The 16,528-nt window shown below is 53.6% G+C and carries 16 protein-coding genes and 1 pseudogene; 9 read left to right on the forward strand and 8 right to left on the reverse strand.

From position 1 onward, the window contains the following. Positions 1–15: 15 nt before the first annotated feature. Both MJO52_RS14985 and MJO52_RS14990 read left to right on the forward strand, forming a co-directional pair. A complete protein-coding gene (locus MJO52_RS14985) occupies positions 16–2,079 on the forward strand; it encodes a S9 family peptidase (protein ID WP_252082683.1) in 2,064 nt (687 codons plus the stop codon). A gap of 111 nt (positions 2,080–2,190) precedes the next feature. Next, the gene (locus MJO52_RS14990; protein ID WP_252082684.1) at positions 2,191–4,146 is read left to right on the forward strand and encodes an alpha/beta hydrolase family protein; all 1,956 of its coding nucleotides are present in this window, start codon (positions 2,191–2,193) and stop codon (positions 4,144–4,146) included. Between the two features lie 73 nt (positions 4,147–4,219). Here the strand turns inward: MJO52_RS14990 and MJO52_RS14995 are convergent, their stop codons facing one another. The 3 genes from MJO52_RS14995 to MJO52_RS15005 form a co-directional block, all read right to left on the reverse strand. Beyond that, on the reverse strand, positions 4,220–4,597 hold the full coding sequence (locus tag MJO52_RS14995; protein WP_252082685.1) for a hypothetical protein: 378 nt from the start codon (positions 4,595–4,597) through the stop codon (positions 4,220–4,222). Between the two features lie 6 nt (positions 4,598–4,603). Then, positions 4,604–5,155 (reverse strand): flavodoxin, encoded by a 552-nt coding sequence (locus tag MJO52_RS15000; protein WP_252086009.1) that lies wholly within the window; start codon positions 5,153–5,155, stop codon positions 4,604–4,606. A 215-nt stretch (positions 5,156–5,370) separates the two neighbouring features. Beyond that, positions 5,371–5,838, reverse strand: a complete 468-nt coding sequence (locus MJO52_RS15005; RefSeq protein WP_252082687.1) for a Spy/CpxP family protein refolding chaperone — start codon at positions 5,836–5,838, stop codon at positions 5,371–5,373. 168 nt (positions 5,839–6,006) lie between these two features. Between MJO52_RS15005 and MJO52_RS15010 the strand changes: the two genes are divergently transcribed. The 3 genes from MJO52_RS15010 to MJO52_RS15020 all read left to right on the forward strand — a co-directional run bounded on the left by MJO52_RS15010 (position 6,007) and on the right by MJO52_RS15020 (position 8,897). Next, the gene (locus tag MJO52_RS15010) at positions 6,007–6,711 is read left to right on the forward strand and encodes a response regulator transcription factor (protein ID WP_252082689.1); all 705 of its coding nucleotides are present in this window, start codon (positions 6,007–6,009) and stop codon (positions 6,709–6,711) included. 11 nt (positions 6,712–6,722) lie between these two features. Next, positions 6,723–8,099: an ATP-binding protein gene (locus tag MJO52_RS15015; protein WP_252082691.1), complete on the forward strand. Its 1,377-nt coding sequence runs from the start codon at positions 6,723–6,725 to the stop codon at positions 8,097–8,099. Positions 8,100–8,189: 90 nt separating this feature from the next. Further along, positions 8,190–8,897, forward strand: coding sequence for an SRPBCC family protein (locus MJO52_RS15020; RefSeq protein WP_252082693.1), 708 nt, complete (start codon positions 8,190–8,192; stop codon positions 8,895–8,897). Positions 8,898–8,968: 71 nt separating this feature from the next. Here MJO52_RS15020 and rluB read toward each other — a convergent pair whose 3' ends face one another. The 5 genes and pseudogenes from rluB to MJO52_RS15045 form a co-directional block, all read right to left on the reverse strand. Beyond that, positions 8,969–9,826, reverse strand: coding sequence for a 23S rRNA pseudouridine(2605) synthase RluB (rluB, locus tag MJO52_RS15025; protein ID WP_252082694.1), 858 nt, complete (start codon positions 9,824–9,826; stop codon positions 8,969–8,971). After that, positions 9,823–11,001 (reverse strand): SMC-Scp complex subunit ScpB, encoded by a 1,179-nt coding sequence (gene scpB / locus MJO52_RS15030; protein ID WP_252082696.1) that lies wholly within the window; start codon positions 10,999–11,001, stop codon positions 9,823–9,825. The genes rluB and scpB overlap by 4 nt, the downstream gene beginning before the upstream one ends. A 178-nt stretch (positions 11,002–11,179) precedes the next feature. Beyond that, positions 11,180–12,040, reverse strand: a pseudogene (locus MJO52_RS15035) (segregation and condensation protein A); the annotation flags it as partial. Between the two features lie 93 nt (positions 12,041–12,133). After that, the gene (locus tag MJO52_RS15040) at positions 12,134–12,757 is read right to left on the reverse strand and encodes an L-threonylcarbamoyladenylate synthase (RefSeq protein ID WP_252082697.1); all 624 of its coding nucleotides are present in this window, start codon (positions 12,755–12,757) and stop codon (positions 12,134–12,136) included. Positions 12,758–12,873: 116 nt separating this feature from the next. Next, positions 12,874–13,788, reverse strand: coding sequence for a PHP domain-containing protein (locus MJO52_RS15045; protein ID WP_252082698.1), 915 nt, complete (start codon positions 13,786–13,788; stop codon positions 12,874–12,876). Positions 13,789–14,038: 250 nt separating this feature from the next. Here MJO52_RS15045 and MJO52_RS15050 point away from each other — a divergent pair, with 250 nt between their 5' ends. The 4 genes from MJO52_RS15050 to MJO52_RS15065 all read left to right on the forward strand — a co-directional run bounded on the left by MJO52_RS15050 (position 14,039) and on the right by MJO52_RS15065 (position 16,528). Next, on the forward strand, positions 14,039–14,764 hold the full coding sequence (locus MJO52_RS15050; RefSeq protein WP_252082700.1) for a VC0807 family protein: 726 nt from the start codon (positions 14,039–14,041) through the stop codon (positions 14,762–14,764). Positions 14,765–14,802: 38 nt separating this feature from the next. Further along, positions 14,803–15,102, forward strand: coding sequence for a YciI family protein (locus MJO52_RS15055; protein ID WP_252082702.1), 300 nt, complete (start codon positions 14,803–14,805; stop codon positions 15,100–15,102). A 26-nt stretch (positions 15,103–15,128) separates the two neighbouring features. Next, positions 15,129–15,809, forward strand: coding sequence for a TIGR04211 family SH3 domain-containing protein (locus tag MJO52_RS15060; RefSeq protein WP_252082703.1), 681 nt, complete (start codon positions 15,129–15,131; stop codon positions 15,807–15,809). 125 nt (positions 15,810–15,934) lie between these two features. Continuing rightward, positions 15,935–16,528, forward strand: a complete 594-nt coding sequence (locus MJO52_RS15065) for a peptidylprolyl isomerase (RefSeq protein ID WP_435583618.1) — start codon at positions 15,935–15,937, stop codon at positions 16,526–16,528.

A 16,528-nucleotide genomic window follows, 5' to 3' on the forward strand; every position in this document is an offset into this window, starting at 1 on the left:
TGGAGGAGCCCGCAGATGCAGATAATGAACAGACTATTGAAAATAGCCGCGGCGATATTAATCGCCAGTCCTGCCCTCGCTGAAGAGCAACCCACTAACTTCAGCTATGAGGATGTATTCAATCTCGAGTATGCCAGCGACCCTCAGTTCAGTAACGACGGAAAGAGTATTTACTACGTCCGCAACTCCATGAACAAAATGGCGGACAACAAGCGGGCAAACCTATGGCGCATCAGTGCCGACGGCAAGGACCACCGCCCACTGACCTCAGGGGATTACTCTGATTATTCACCACGCCTATCCCCGGACGGTAAAACAATTGCCTTTATCAGTTCCCGCAGTGGCAGCCCCCAGATACACCTATTGTGGCTCGACAACGGCCAAAATCTGCAGATCTCCCACCTGCCAAAATCCCCTTCAAATATTCAGTGGTCACGAGACGGCAAACAAATTGCCTTCACCATGTTTGTGCCCGAGAGCAAACCGCTCCCGGTTGAACTACCCGGTGCCCCCGAGGGCGCAGAGTGGGCAAAACCACCTCAGTTTATCGACCGCAGTATTTATCGTGCGGACGGCATGGGTTATCTCAAGCAGGGGCACACCCAGGTATTTGTCATCCCCCGTGAGGGCGGCACGCCGCGTCAGCTTACCAGCGGTGAGTTCGATCACGGCAGTAGTCTCGCCTGGAGTAAAAACAACGACGCTATTTACTTTTCTGCAAACCGCCACCCCGATCACGAGATCGAATTGATGAACTCTGAAATTTATAGAGTAAATCTCAAGGATGGCAACATCGAGCAGATCACCGAAAGATTCGGGCCCGATCACCACCCGCAGATTTCCCCCGATGGTAAAAAGCTTGCCTACCTGGGATTCGAGGATCAACGGCTCGGGTACCAACAACACAGCCTGCGCATCATCGATCTCGACAGCGGCAAGTCCCGCAAAGTTCAAACCGCTAAAGACCGCAGCATCTCCAGCTTCGACTGGCTCGGCGACAGCAAACGTATCGCTTACAGCTACGACGATCAGGGCTCCACAAAAATTGCCATTAAAAAAATTGGTGGCAGTGACACCGTAGTCGCCAGTGATGCTGGCGGTCTATCGCTGGGGCGGCCCTACTCGGGCACTCACTTTGCCACATCCAAACGCGGAGCTATTGCTTACACGCAAACTAATCCGCAACATCCGGCAGAGCTGGCTTTGGCCCACAATGGCAAAGTAAAAGCGCTGACCAGCCTAAATAACGATGTGATGCCGTTGCGCAATATGGCCCGCGTGGAGGAGATCAATTACAAGTCCAGTTTTGATGGCCGCGATATACAAGGCTGGGTCGCCTACCCTCCCAATTTCGACCCGAAGAAAAAATATCCCCTGCTGTTGGAAATTCACGGCGGGCCCTTCTCTAACTATGGCCCCCGGTTTGCCGCCGAGGTGCAACTTTTTGCCGCCGCCGGCTATGTAATTCTCTACACAAACCCACGGGGCTCCACCAGCTACGGGCATGAATTTGCCAACCTGATTCATCACAATTACCCGAGCCAGGATTACGACGATTTAATGGCCGGCGTCGATGCAGTCATCGACCAAGGTTATATCGATGAGGGGCAATTATTCGTTACCGGCGGCAGCGGCGGCGGCACCCTAACGGCCTGGATTATAGGCAAAACTGACCGATTCCGCGCAGCAGTAGTTGCCAAACCGGTAATCAACTGGGAGAGCTTCGTTTTAACTGCAGATTACTCCAGGTTCTTTACCAAATACTGGTTCTCAGGCATGCCCTGGGAAAAGCCGGAGGAATATCGTCGCCGCTCACCGCTGACTTATGTGGGCAATGTCACTACGCCAACCATGCTGCTTACCGGAGAGGAGGACTACCGCACACCGATGTCCGAAACAGAGCAGTTTTACCAGGCACTGAAGTTGAACGATGTGGAAGCTGCAATGGTACGAATTCCAGGCGCCTCTCACAGTATTGCCGCAAGACCCAGCCAGATGATTGCGAAAGTGGCTTCTATTTTGTACTGGTTTGATCAGCATAAGTCGGATAGAGAGGCTGAAGACTTAGTAAGTAAATAATTTATCTTTACTGACTTTTTAATTAATGGGCGCCTCCACTAGGCGTCCACACTATTTTATTCATTTCCCTTGTCATTCATAATAGAAAAATCAATGACAAGGATTCTAGTGATGCGCAAGCTGTTATTTCTTTTTTTCCTGTGGCCCTCTCTCGCACTTTCTGGGCAAGTTAGCTTGTCCGACTTGGTACGGCATACAGATATACAAGAAGTAAAAATTTCTCCAACTGGTACCCATTTAGCCATTAAAAAATTATATGAGGGAGAGAGAATACTGGTTTTTATGTCTATCAACCCTCTGAAGATCACTGGCCATCTGCGCTTTAGAAGCAAGGAAGAAGTCGGCGATTTCTACTGGGCTAACAATGAACGGATTGTTACTGAAGTCGTATCAAGGGAAGCGGCATTAGAGACACCAATATTTTATGGCTCACTATTTGCCATTAACTATGATGGCACTAGAGGCAAAAACATATTCGGACACTTGGCGGGAGAGCGCCAAGTCGGATCTCGCTTAAAAAAGGCCGAATCCACATATGCCCACCCAACAATCATTGATACCCTCCCTAAAGAAAAAAATAAAATATTGATCTCCACCTCCCCCTGGGCTAAGGACTGGGAAACAATAGGAGAAATCCTCGAAGTAAACATTTATAATGGCGTACAAAAAAGAATAACAGGACTTCCTCAGGTAGGACGCGCCCACACTGACAGAAACGGGAATTTAACCTTCGCTACCGGCAGCAACAGAAATGGTGAACGCGAACTTTACAAGAAATCTAAAATAGGATGGGAAAAACTAGAGAACTCTATTTTAAATCGTAGCTGGCCAAGGGGAGGCAATCTAGAAACAGGGGATTTCTATTTTGAAATAGACCGCCCTAACGATACGGAGCAACTAGTTAAATTTAACACTAAAACAAACAAATTAACTCAAATATTTTCCCACGATATTTCCGACATTAGCGCAGTAATTTACCACCCCAAAAGTGATAAACCCATCGGGGTTTACCTGCACCCCGACTACCCTGAAGAGTACTTTTTTGATGAGGGCGATGGATTTGCAGCTTATTTCCGTGGTTTAAAAAAGGCTTTTGAGGGCTACAGAATCAACTTTACAAGCTTCACCAGTGATGGCTCTTTAGGAATATTAAAAGTTTATGGAGACCGACTTCCAGGGGATTATTTCTTAGCAAACTTGAAGACTAAGAAAGTAGATTTTCTATTGTCATCATCAGAATGGCTTGCCCCTGAAACTCTAAACTCAATGCGAGCTGAGTCATTCGTCACCACAGATAACATGAGAATAGGCACCTATCTGACGTTTCCCAAAGGACAAACTAAAAATCTGCCTATGGTAGTGGTACCGCATGGTGGGCCCCATGCCCGTGACTATTGGGGATACGAACAAGAAGCACAAATACTTTCCCAAAATGGCTACCTGTTTCTCCAGGTTAATTTCCGTGGTTCCACAGGCTATGGAGACCATTTTTACACAGCCGGAGAGCGTGAGTGGGGAGGGAAAATCCAAAGTGATATCGCAGATGCAGTTAACTGGGCTGTAGACAAAGGATATGCTGATCCTCAGCGAATCTGTATTTACGGTGCAAGCTTCGGTGGCTACTCAGCCCTAATGAATCCCATCAGATTCCCAGACCTATACAAATGCGCTGCGGGTTATGTGGGCGTGTATGATTTGGAGATGATGTACAAGAAAGGAGATATCAAACGTCGTGATAGGGGGCTAGCATATCTTAAAAGAGAGCTGAGTAAAGATAAGAACTTTCTAAAGGAAAATTCCCCAATCCACAATACTGACAAACTCAACATTCCCTTGTTTATTATTCACGGTGAGAAAGATGAGCGAGTGCCGGTTGAGCACGCAGAGGAGCTATTGGAAAAACTTGAGAAAGAAGGAAAGCCCGCAAAAAGCCTTATTGTCGCCAATGAAGGACATGGGTTTTATAATGAAAAAAACAATATGAAACTTTATACAGAACTACTAGCTTTTCTTGATAAGCATATTGGTGTTGGGTCAGTAGAAAAACAGCCAGCTGTAAACCAGTAATAAGCTAATACCACCCTAGACTTTCCAGCACCAGTTGAGCTATCAACTGGTGCTTTCACAAAGAAACGACCTTTTAATGAAGCTGCCCTGGAGTTTCTGAGATTTCCTCGACTGAACTCACTGGCTCGTCTAAGCCATGTGACAGTACAAAATAATAAATGACCTGCATCTGCCCGTGGATTTCTGTCATCAGATCGAAGTTAAACTCGCCTCTCTCCCCTGGGCCCACTTGTACTGAAGCAATATGTGAGGGCTCGATAAAAAATTCCGCTACCGGGCGTTTGCCGCGCATCACTTGTACAAGCAATGTGCGGGTATCCTCCTCTGCAAAGCGCCAGTAGTAGTCATCATCATCGTAAACGACGCTCTCCGGGGTGCCGGCCCGAAGTATGCAGTTGGGATGCTCGGCCAACCAGGACCAGAACTCTTTAAAGGGGATCGTCTGTGGCATGAAGATTTAGTCATCCAGCTCAACGACACTGGCGGCACCACCTTCAAGATTAAACTCGTCGGCTATCTGTTTGCACCAGAGGTTGAGACGCTCAGCAGTCAATTCTTCCTGCTGGTCTTCATCGATTGCGAGCCCCATAAATTTGCCTTCGCCCTCAATCTCTGCTTTGGAGGCCTCAAACTCATAGCCTTCGGTCGACCACAAACCGGCAATGGCCGCTCCCCGACCGACAATTACATCGTACAACATGCCCATAGCGTCTAAGAAATAATCGCCATAACCAAACTGGTCGCCCAGGCCAAACAGGGCCACCGTCTTGCCACTGAAGTCGATTTCCTGCACATCCTCCCAGAACTCCTCCCAGTCGGATTGGATCTGGCCGAAATCCCAGGTGGGAATACCAAAAATCAGCTGCTCGTAGTTGGCAATGTCCAACTGTGTGACATCGGCTATATCAAACAGGTCCACCCGCTCCTCACCCAGGCGGGCGCGGATGCGCAGGGCTACAGATTCGGTATTGCCTTCGTCACTGCCATAAAACAAGCCGATTTTGCTCACAGTCATTCCTCTTCGCCCAATCCGGGCCACACTAGATACCTATTGGCGGGGCGGCGTATTCTCCCAGCAAAGGCGGGGCACGGCAAGCTGGCCAAGGCTGTACCTCGACACAAAAAAGCCCCCATAATTGTGGGGGCAAAGGGTTATGAACCGACCGGGCCTCTGGGGAAGGGTGCGCCCGGTGGATCGCACAAGGAGTCTGCGATTTAGGGATATCAGCTTTCTGTAGCTCGGCGCTCAAGGCGCTCTTCACGCCACTTCATGCGGCGCTCTTTGCGCTGCTCTTTCAACTCTTCAAATTTTGCTTTCTGCTCATCTGTGAGTATCGCCTCGAACTGCTGGCGCAGTTGGAAGTGGTTCTGCATTTTTTGCACCTGCAGCTTGCCCAATTCGGCCCCGAGTTGGTCTAAGGTGGCTTGGTCTGCACCAGCCTCCAGGGCGGTATGGATTTGCTTGCGCAGCTCTTGTAACTGCTGGCGCTGGGCATTCCTGCTTTCGCTATTGCTATCTCTGTTAGCCTTCAACTGCGCTTTCTGGCCCTCAGTCAGTTCCAACTTGCGCGCCATATGTTCAAATCCGCGCTTGTGATGGCCGTCCTCAGCGCCAAACGCCATAGTAGCTACAGGGGCAGCCATTACTCCGGCCAGGGCCAGGCTACTCAGCACCAGTTTCCAGTTTTTCATCACTCCGTCCTCACGTTTGTATTCAGTGATTTCATAGTAAGTTGGGCCTGTGTAAACAGGGGCAAACCGCAGTAAACATTTGTTAAGAACGGTAAAAAGCCTGCAGAGCTGTGATAACTAGCGCCAACGCTTTGCATATAATGGCCCCACAGCAATTGAGAGAACATCATGAGCCGCATCCTTCTAATCGACGACGACACAGAATTAACCGATCTGCTGCGGGAGTACCTCACCGGAGAGGGCTTTGATGTAACTGCCGCCAACGACGGTGGCCGCGGATTGGAGTTGGCCCAGAGCCAGCCCTTTGATGCCCTGGTGTTAGATGTGATGCTACCGGTGCACAATGGCTTTGATGTACTGCGCAAGCTGCGCGAGGAGGCTTCTCCCACCAGTCGCTCCCTGCCGGTCATTATGTTGACCGCCAAAGGGGACACCGTAGACCGAATCGTGGGCCTGGAAATGGGTGCCGACGACTACTTACCCAAACCCTGTAATCCCCGCGAGTTGGCGGCGCGTCTGCGCGCAATCTTGCGTCGCGGTCGGGTTGAGGTAGAAAATAACGACGACAGCCTTAGCAGCGGCCCGTTACGCCTGCTACCAACCGAGCATCAGGCCTATTGGAGTGACCAGGCCCTATCTCTGACAGGGGCCGAATTTTCTGTGCTCAAGGTGTTAGTACAAAGCGCTGGGGATGTAGTGGGCAAAGAGGTACTCACCGAGAATGCCCTGGGGCGCAAACTGATGCCCTACGACCGCTCCATCGATGTACATGTCAGCAACATTCGCAAGAAACTCGCGGACAAAGGCGCCAGCCGCGACCTGATTATCAATATCCGCGGCGCCGGTTATATGCTCACCCAGGCCAAGCAGTAGGTAGTATCAAAATGCGCAGCCTCTTCTGGAAAATGTTTTTTGGCGCATGGATCACCGCCATGGTGATGGTGGTTGCCGCCATTTACATTACCCATTTTGGCGAATTTGGTGACCCCCGCCAGGAGGAGCGCTGGGAGGGGCCCGCACTGTTTCGAGAAGTCATGCGCAATATGCGTATCGCCCGCCGCCATGGGCCCGAGCAGTTTCAGCACTGGCTGGAGCGCGCACCCAAAAAGGTCAAGCGGCGGGTGTACGCAATAGATAGCGAAGGCAACGACCTGCTGGGGAGACCACTGCCACAGAACATGGCACCGCTGATCAATAGCCTCGACTACCGCAATCGCGAGGCCCATATGCTAGTGGATAACAAACCTACCGTTGGCTTCTTCCTGCCACTGCGCACAGGAGACCCTCTGCGTATTGCCCTGGTTGCCGGAGATAGTAAAGAGGGGCTGCTACTACGATTCCTTTGGCGCAACTTCTGGCCCATGCTGCTGCTCTCTATGATTGCCTCGGGCGTCGCCTGTTACTGGCTGGCCAGCTACCTGAGCCGACCTTTAGAACAACTGCGCGCCGCCACCAAGCGTGTCGCCGCCGGAGGATTGGATTACCGGGTCGCCCCCAGCCTGCGCACCCGCAACGATGAATTGACCGACTTGGCACTGGACTTCGACTCCATGACCGCCCAGCTTCAGGAGTCCATGTCCGAACAGCGCCGCCTGATTAAAGATGTGTCCCACGAATTGCGCTCGCCCCTGGCGCGACTGCAGGTAGCCCTCGCGATCGCCCGCCAGAAGCAAGTTGTAGGGCTCGATACTGAACTGGATAAAATCGGCAAAGCGGCGGACTATCTCGAAGATATTATCGCCGACGTTCTCTCCTTGCCGGTCAGCAACCAGGAGCAGCGCCCACTGGATGACGTAGTCGAGCTCAACAGTTTACTCTCGGCCCTGATCGACGACCTGCAGATCGAAGCGACGGATAAACATCTCGGCTTTGATATGAGCGCCAGTGGTGAAGAGCTGCTTGTTGCTACTCGCGGCAGCTCCCTGACCGCAGCGCTGGAGAATATCTTGCGCAATGCGATCAAATACAGCCCCAGCCACGGACTGGTGCGGGTACTGGTGCAGGAGTCCACAGACAGCTGCAGTATCTCTGTAATCGACTCTGGCTCCGGTGTGGAAGAATCCGACCTGGAAGCCATATTCCGCCCCTTCTACCGCACGGACAGCGCCCGCACTCGCGAGAGTGGTGGTTTTGGCCTGGGACTGGCTATCGCCCAGCGCACGATATTGCATCACGGTGGAAGCATTACCGCGCGCAATCACCCCGGTGCCGGCCTCTGTGTCGAGACCAAGCTGCCACTTATCCATCTCAGCGACGATTAAACCGCAGAGGAACTGCTATAACCTTGACTAGTGCCGGCTATTCGCCGGCAATCGGGGTCAGCGATCCCGAAAATAGCAAAGGGCCCCGCTATGCGCTGGATACTCTATATCTTCGTATTTCTGATACTACTGCTCCTAGCCGGTTATCTGTTTCCCCGTGAAGTCTCCTTGGAGCGCAGTATCTACATCGACAAACCACCCCAAACCATATTCCCCTACGTCAACGACTATCGAAAATTCAACAGCTGGTCCCCCTGGCGGCATATAGATCCCGCCATGGAATATAAATACAGCGGTCCAGAAACGGGGGTGGGGGCAACCATGAGTTGGCATGGCGAAAACTCCAATGAGGGCAGCGGAACCCAGACCATCATCGCCAGCACGCCGGACTCAACAGTACTCAACAAGCTTAATTTTGGTGACGGCAGTGAAGCCTCCGCGGAATTCAGGTTAATGCCCCAAAACGGCGGCACCCAGGTTGTCTGGAGCTTTAATACCGATACCGGTGGCGGCCCAAGGGAGCGCTGGATGGGGCTGGCCATCAAAAAAATGGTGGGGGAGTCCTACGAACAAGGACTGGCAAAGCTCAAGCAACTGATGGAGTCCAGTACCAAAACCGAGGGAGCCAATAAGGAGGAGACTAATGACACCAGTAATTCGGTGTCCGATATTCCCTCCGATGTCGACGACGCCATGGGTGGTGGCCCGCAGGGCGTACAGTCTGAGATGCAGAATCAACAGCAAGAAGAGGCTGGAGAAACTCCTGAAAATGAAGAGCAAAAGGAGAACCAGCCATAGGCTAAAGCTAGCACCCAAGCACGAAAAAGCCCGCAGGATGCGGGCTTTTTCGTAAAAAAAACGTAACCGTATCAGGACTTATTACGACGCTGCGCCGGTACCGGTGACTTACGCAGTTTGCGCCTCTGGCGTTCCAAGTTCTGTTTTTCCCCCTGGGTTAGCGGTCGCTGGCCCAGCTTGGGCAGACCGGCGGTGATACAGAGGTCGTCAATTTCCCTGGGCTCCATCTCAATCCACTGGCCCACGCGCACGTGGGATGGAATAAATACACTGCCATAGCGCACCCGCTTCAGGCGGCTCACGCGCACCCCCTGGGACTCCCACAAACGGCGCACCTCGCGATTGCGTCCCTCCATCACCACGCAGTAAAACCAGCGGTTTCTACCCTCGCCGCCGCTTTCGACAATATCGGTAAAGCGCGCTGAGCCGTCATCCAATAGCACCCCTTTAAGCAGGCGTCGCTTCATCTCCTCATCCACATCTCCCTGGATGCGCACAAGGTATTCGCGATCGATCACCGATGAGGGGTGCATCAACTTATTGGCCAGCTCGCCACTATTGGTAAACAGCAGCAGACCACTGGTGTTGAAATCCAGGCGGCCAACGGATATCCAGCGGCCGGTTTTCAGCCGGGGCAGGCGGTCGTAAACCGTGGGGCGCCCTTCCGGATCGTGGCGCGAGCAGATTTCGCCGACAGGTTTGTTGTATAGGATTACCCGGCAGCGGTTTTCCCCGCTGGAGGGCAAGCCCTGGCCATCAAATTCAATATGATCCGCACCGGTCACCCGTTCGCCGAGTTCCGCTACTTTTCCGTTAACGGTCACGCGACCCGCATCGATCGCGCGCTCCATCTCACGCCGCGACCCCAGGCCGCTGCGCGCTAATACTTTTTGCAATTTTTCGCCTGCTGGCGAGGTGCCATCACTCATGGGGTGGTGTTTTCCGCTTGCACTACTTCTTGGGAATCTTCATCGACATCGCTACTTCCCGGCTCCTCTTGATCGATTGCAGCCTCAGTGTCGATATCACCAAACAGGCTGCTTTTGGGCAGTGTTGCCGCGATAGGGGCTTGTGGCTCCCTAACGTCGTCGTCCTGTTCAATTTCGCTTTCATGTTCTTTTTCCGGAGTTGACTCCTCCTCGGCGTCAACACTCAAAGGCTCAGAAGCCTCTGGGCTTTCAGACTGCGTCTGCGCCAACTCCCATTCATCTTCCGGCGCCGCACCCCCGATCTCTTCTTGCGCCTCTGTGGACAACTCAGCTACTGCCACATCATCACTTTCGGCAGCTTCGGTCTCTATCTCGGGCTGCTCGGCATCGGTCTCTAGCTGTATATTGGCCTCCGCAGCGATTTCCTCAAGCGCTGCAGCGACCCGGGCGTCCTCCTCAGCATCGGTATCCGTTTCCGCATCTTCAGATTCCTCCTGCTCCTCACTTTCCAGTGCGCCGGCCTCCTCTTCCGTTTCCACACTCGCCTGCTCGCCCTCTGAAAGCTCCTCTCCCTCAGCGGCGAGTGCAGCCGCGATTTCCTCGGGGGGGAGCCCCTCTGATTCGAGAATCTTATTCAAGCTCTCGATATCACGGATTTCAGCCAAAGTGGGCAAGTCATCCAGGGAGGACAGATTGAAATAATCTAGGAAATCCCTGGTAGTCGCGTAGAGGGAGGGCTTGCCGGGCACATCGCGGTGACCAACCACCTTGATCCAACCTCTATCCAACAGGGTTCTCACTATCTGAGAGCTGACCGCAACCCCGCGGATCTCCTCAATATCCCCACGGGTGACCGGCTGACGGTAGGCAATAATCGCCAATGTTTCCAGAGTTGCGCGGGAATACCTTTGCGCTTTTTCCTCCCATAGGCGGTTCACCCAGGGGGCCAGATCTTCCGGCACCTGGAAGCGCCAACCACTGGCAACTTTTTTCAGCTCAAAACCGCGCCCAGCACAACTCTCGGCAATCTCACCGAGCACATCCCGTAGGGTTGTGGCGGAGGGGCGCTCCTCCTCGTCCAACAAGGACAACAATTTTTCCTCACTGAGGGGCTGAGCCGAAGCTAACAAGGCACCCTCCAGGATTCTGCGCAGTAATTCCGGAGCGATTGTCATCTTATTGTTCCAACTCTTCTTCTCTGGGCTCCACCTGCCCTTCAGAATGTGACTCCTGATCACTCAAGTCTTGACTCAAGGTACTCTCGGCATCGGAAAACTGGGGTGTTTCCCCCGGCTCTTCTGCGTAGGAGTCATCTGTACTTTCGTCAAGTTCATCATCACCGGCTTCATTGCCCTGGCTAGCTGCGCGCACATGAATGGGCCCAAAAGCTTCATTTTGTACCAGCTCGACCAGAGACTCTTTGACCAACTCCATCACCGCCAGGAAAGTCACCACCACGCCAAGGCGCCCCTCTTCTGCGGTGAACAGACTCACGAATGGCACAAACTGGCCGTGGCGGATCTGATCCAGCACCTGAGTCATACGCTCGCGGGTAGAGAGCTTTTCGCGTTCCACTTGGTGGCTCTCAAACATATCGGCGCGGCGCAACACATCCGCCAGCGCAACCAATACCTCCTTGAGATCCACCTCTGGGTCGGGCCGGGTAATATTACGGTCCGGTCCTTCGGCACTGGCCTGATGGATATCGCGGCCCATGCGCGGTATTTCATCGAGATCCTCGGCGGCAGTTTTGAAGCGCTCGTATTCCTGCAGGCGGCGAATCAGTGCAGCGCGAGGGTCCTCACCCTCTTCTTCTTCCGCTGCTGGCGGGCGCGGCAACAGCATGCGCGACTTGATCTCGGCGAGCATTGCCGCCATCACCAAGTATTCCGCCGCCAACTCAAAGCGCATCGACGTCATCATCTCCACATAAGCCATATACTGGCGGGTGATGTCCGAGACGTTAATTTCCAAAATATCCAGGTTCTGGCGGCGGATTAAGTAAAGCAGCAGATCCAGTGGGCCTTCGAAGGCTTCCAGGATAACTTCCAGAGCATCTGGTGGAATAAAGAGATCTGGGGGCAGGTCGGTAAATGCCTCCCCCAACACGAGTGCGAGAGGGCCTTCGCCCTCTTCGCTCTCCTCGGAGAGCGGGTTTTCCGTGGGCGAATCAGCAGGGGCGGCAGATTCGGTAGCTGCAACATCGGCGAGCACCTGTTCCTCCACCTCGGCTATTAGTTCTTCACTGGACACCCTGCCCCACCCTCAAAATCGCAAACGGCCGATTATACACCAGTGAGGCACTAATCAGCCCAGTATTTCATCTGTGGCGCCACAGCCCTGGCGAATTAGCTCGGGCTCATCGCCTGTCAGGTCAATTACCGTAGTCGCTTCCATTCCACAAAAGCCACCATCAATCACCAGCTCCACCTGGTGCTCGAGGGTGTCGCGAATATCATAGGGGTCGGTCAGCGGCTGCGTATCGCCAGGCATAATCAGGCTGCAGCTCATCAACGGCTCACCCACCGCCTCAATCAACTCCAAAGCAATGGGGTTGTCGGGCACGCGAATACCAATGGTTTTGCGCTTGGGGTGGATTAGACGGCGAGGCACCTCTGCGGTGGCCGGCATAATGAAGGTATAGGAGCCTGGGGTGTGGTTCTTTAGCAGGCGGAACATCTGGTTATCCACCTTGGCGTAAGTGGCTAACTCGGAAAGATCGCGACACATCAGGGTAAAGTTGTGATTTTTATCCAGCTGACGCAGGGCGCGAATCCGCTCAACCGCTAGCTTCTCCCCTAATCGGCAGCCTATCGCGTAGGCAGAATCAGTGGGATAAACAATCACCCCCCCACTAGTCACTATATCTGCGGCCTGACTGATCAGCCGCCCTTGAGGATTGTCCGGATGAATTTGAAAGAACTGCGCCACAAAGCCCCCAAGCTTTAATCAATTGAAACCTCTTGCGGCGGGCTCTGATACCCGCCGGGGATTAGGGTTCGACCAATGCCGACTCCCCCTCTGTTGTGATATGAAAATTCACACCGTCAGGCAGATACTGCTTCCCCTGGTCGATCCCGGTGCAGAGTGTGCCACAGATTCCACACCGGCTCGACGTCTTCGGGTAAACGCACACAGCCCAGTTCCCTCCAGGGCTGCTCCGGCTGGTGGAAATCACTTCCCAAAGAGCTCAACAATGGAGCTTTGCAGGAATCGCCAACGGCCAACGCCATGAGGGTGCGCAGTTCTCTGGTCTGCGTGGGGTTCTGCCGACCGCAGAGCAGCTCTATAGCATTCCCGCCACTGCGGTAGAACTCTGTCAGCAGACGCAGTAATTGGGTTCGAGTGAGACTGTACTTGAGAGGGTGTGCCAACACTGCCGCACCACCAGCAGACTGTATAGTTTCAACAGTCTCTTGCAATTGTGGCCATTCCACGCGCACATCACCGATCTTGCCGGCGCCCAGATAGCGCTTGAATGCCCGCGCTGTGTCCTCAACGTGCCCGGCTTGCACCAGCCAACGGGCGAAGTGCGGCCGCCCCAGTACGGAATCACCGGCAATCTCACGCCCCCCCTGCAAAGCGCCCTGAAAACCGCGCTTCTCTAGACGTTCGGCAATCCGCTCGGCGCGCTCTTGGCGCAATCGCTCGCGCAGGTCAATTGCCTGCCGCAAGCACTCAGCTGCCGGGTCAACATTCAATCCAACTACATGGACGGAGCGCCGCCCCCAAAGGCTGGAGAATTCGATCCCCGTCATCACGGTGATGCCTAATTGGTCACCAACCGCCTGTGCCTCAGCCACACCATCCACCGTATCGTGGTCAGTGAGTGCCATCAGTGTCACACCTTGAGATTTCGCCCTCGACACCAGCTCAGTAGGACTTAAAATACCGTCGGAAGCGGTACTGTGGCAGTGAAGGTCTACAAGGTCTGTATTCAGATCTTCTGGCAGGAAACTCAACAGCAGGCTCTCACTCTCTCTAGGGGTTAAAAGTCGCAGTATCTATTATTTGGAACAATCATCCGGTGGCGCTGTCCTACTCGCAACCGGTGTTTTCAAGGATAGGGCCCGGACCATAGGTCTCCCTTGGCGGCCACGAGGAACCGGAGTCTGACAGCAGTATTGTCAGTGGGGAAGCGATTTTCCTTGAGGGCCATTGCAATATGACCTCTCAACCAGCTTCCCGCGGGCATTATCACCGGAATTGAGTATGACCGAAACGAATTCGACCACCCCAGTAGCCCAACAGAAGCCCAAGAAGAAAGAGGGCCTGCTCGGCAACCTGCTTCTCAACATCGTTATCCCCACCCTGGTCCTGACCAAACTCTCCGGGGACGACTGGCTTGGCACCAAATGGGCCCTAGTGGTCGCACTGGCGTTCCCTCTCGGCTACGGACTGCGCGACCTCATTCGCTCTGGCAAGGTCAACTTCTTCTCCGCCCTGGGAACTATCAGCATCCTGCTCACCGGTGGTATCAGCCTGCTGGAGTTGGATCCGCAGTATATCGCCATTAAAGAAGCCGCCATTCCAGGACTGCTGGGTATCGCCACCGTTGCCTCCCTCTACACTCGCTGGCCACTGGTAAAGACACTTTTGTACAACGACCAGATACTGGATACCGCCAAGATCGCCCAGAGTCTCGCCAACAAAGGCAACCAGGGTGCCTTTGAGCGCACCTTACAACAGGCGTCCTGGATGATCGCCGCCTCTTTTTTCCTCTCCTCAGTACTCAACTACGTACTGGCGAAAGTTATTTTACAGAGCCCTCCGGGTACGGAAGCCTTCAATGAGGAGCTGGGTAAAATGACCGCACTCAGCTATCCGGTGATCGCCCTACCGGCCACCATTATTTTAATGCTGGTGCTCTTTTTCCTCTTTTCCCGTATCGGCAAGCTTACCGGTCTGAAGCTGGAAGAAGTCATGGTTGCCCAATAACAAAATTTCCTGATCAACTAACAAGAGCAAAATTCACAATGTGGTACGCAATCATCAGTGAAGATGTTAGCGATAGTCTCCCTTTGCGCAAAAAAGCGCGTCCAGACCATTTAGCCCGACTCAACCGTCTTAAAGACGAGGGGCGCCTGCTAGTTGCAGGCCCGCACCCCGCCATTGATAGCGAAGAACCCGGTGAGGCTGGCTTTAGCGGCAGCCTAGTGGTTGCCGAATTTCCCTCGCTTGAGGAAGCTCAGGCCTGGGCCGACAGCGATCCCTATGTGGCTGCTGGCGTCTACGCTTCAACTTCTGTCAAGCCATTCAAATTAGTACTGCCCTAATAACAACAAGCACAAGCTGTATCGCAATGAAGAAATTATTGTGCGGCCTGATCGCCGCCACACTGCTCAACGCAGTCCCGGCAACTGCCGCCGCCGAAACTCGCTATATCACCGACCAGCTACATGTGCCCATGCGCGCCGGTAAAGGCAATGGATTTCGTATCCTGCACCGCGGCTTGCCCAGCGGCACCCAGCTCAGTGTTCTCGAAGATGCCCCGCAAGAGGGTTGGACCCGCGTGCGCACCCAGGGTGGCACAGAGGGGTGGGTGAGGCGCCAATACCTGGTCTCCGACCCAGTGGCCAAACTCAAGCTGGAACAAGCGGAAGCGAACCTGGCACGCTTTGAGAAAATGGAAGGCAACCTCGGTGGGGAAGTCCGCCGCCTGGAGGAAGAAAATAGCAAGCTGAGTAGCTCCCTGGAGTCCGCCCAGCAACAGAGCCAGACTCTCGCAGCCGAGCTGAAAACCCTAAAGGCGTTATCGGCAGATGCCCTGGCACTCAATGAGCGCCACCAGAAGCTCCTGCACCAGCACGAACTACTCAAGCAGGAGAAGACCATGGCAGAAGCGGAAATTCAGCGATTATCCGGCAGTGAAAGCCACAAGTGGTATATGTATGGCGCTCTGTCTGTACTACTGGGCGCCCTCCTTGCAATGATTGCCCCGCACCTACGCCCGCGCAAGCGCCACTCAGAGTGGGCGAACTGATTTCGCCCACTCTCGTCGAAATCGCATACTATTGAGCCCCAGGGGAAGTGATATCCCCCCAGGCCCTACATCCAACTCAAAAGCGGCTGTGCCGAAACACTGCCGTAAAACCTAAAGGACTTAGGATGATGCGTAAACTATTTGCAATGCTACTCTGTGCAACCCTTGCCCTTCCCGCATTGGCCAAAAACCCGCGCGTGGAACTTAAAACCGACTTGGGCATTATTCAGATCGAACTCTTCGCCAAAGAAGCTCCGGTCACCGTACAGAACTTCCTTACTTATACCAATAACGGCTTTTACAATGGGATCATCTTCCACCGGATAGTACCGGGCTTCGTTGTTCAGGGTGGCGGATTTACTTTCGATTTCCAGAGAAAGGAAACCCAAGACCCCATCGTCAACGAATCCGCCAACGGCCTGCAAAACCTGCGCGGCACCCTCTCCATGGCAAGAACCAACGACCCAGACAGCGCTACCTCTCAGTTTTTTATCAATCTGGTCGATAACACCAGGCTCGACGCCCAAGAAGGCAAGCCCGGCTACGCCGTTTTTGGCCGAGTGATTGCCGGCATGGATATTGTGGAAAAGATGGTAGAACAGCCAAGGGGCCTTTATCGACAGCACCCAAGTGCCCCCAACACGCCCATCCGCATCCTTGAGGCCAAACGTATAGACACCGGTGACAACGCCGTCGCCACCAACAGCAAGGGAGAATAA

This window comes from Microbulbifer variabilis (assembly GCF_023716485.1).
GTDB lineage: Bacteria > Pseudomonadota > Gammaproteobacteria > Pseudomonadales > Cellvibrionaceae > Microbulbifer > Microbulbifer variabilis_B.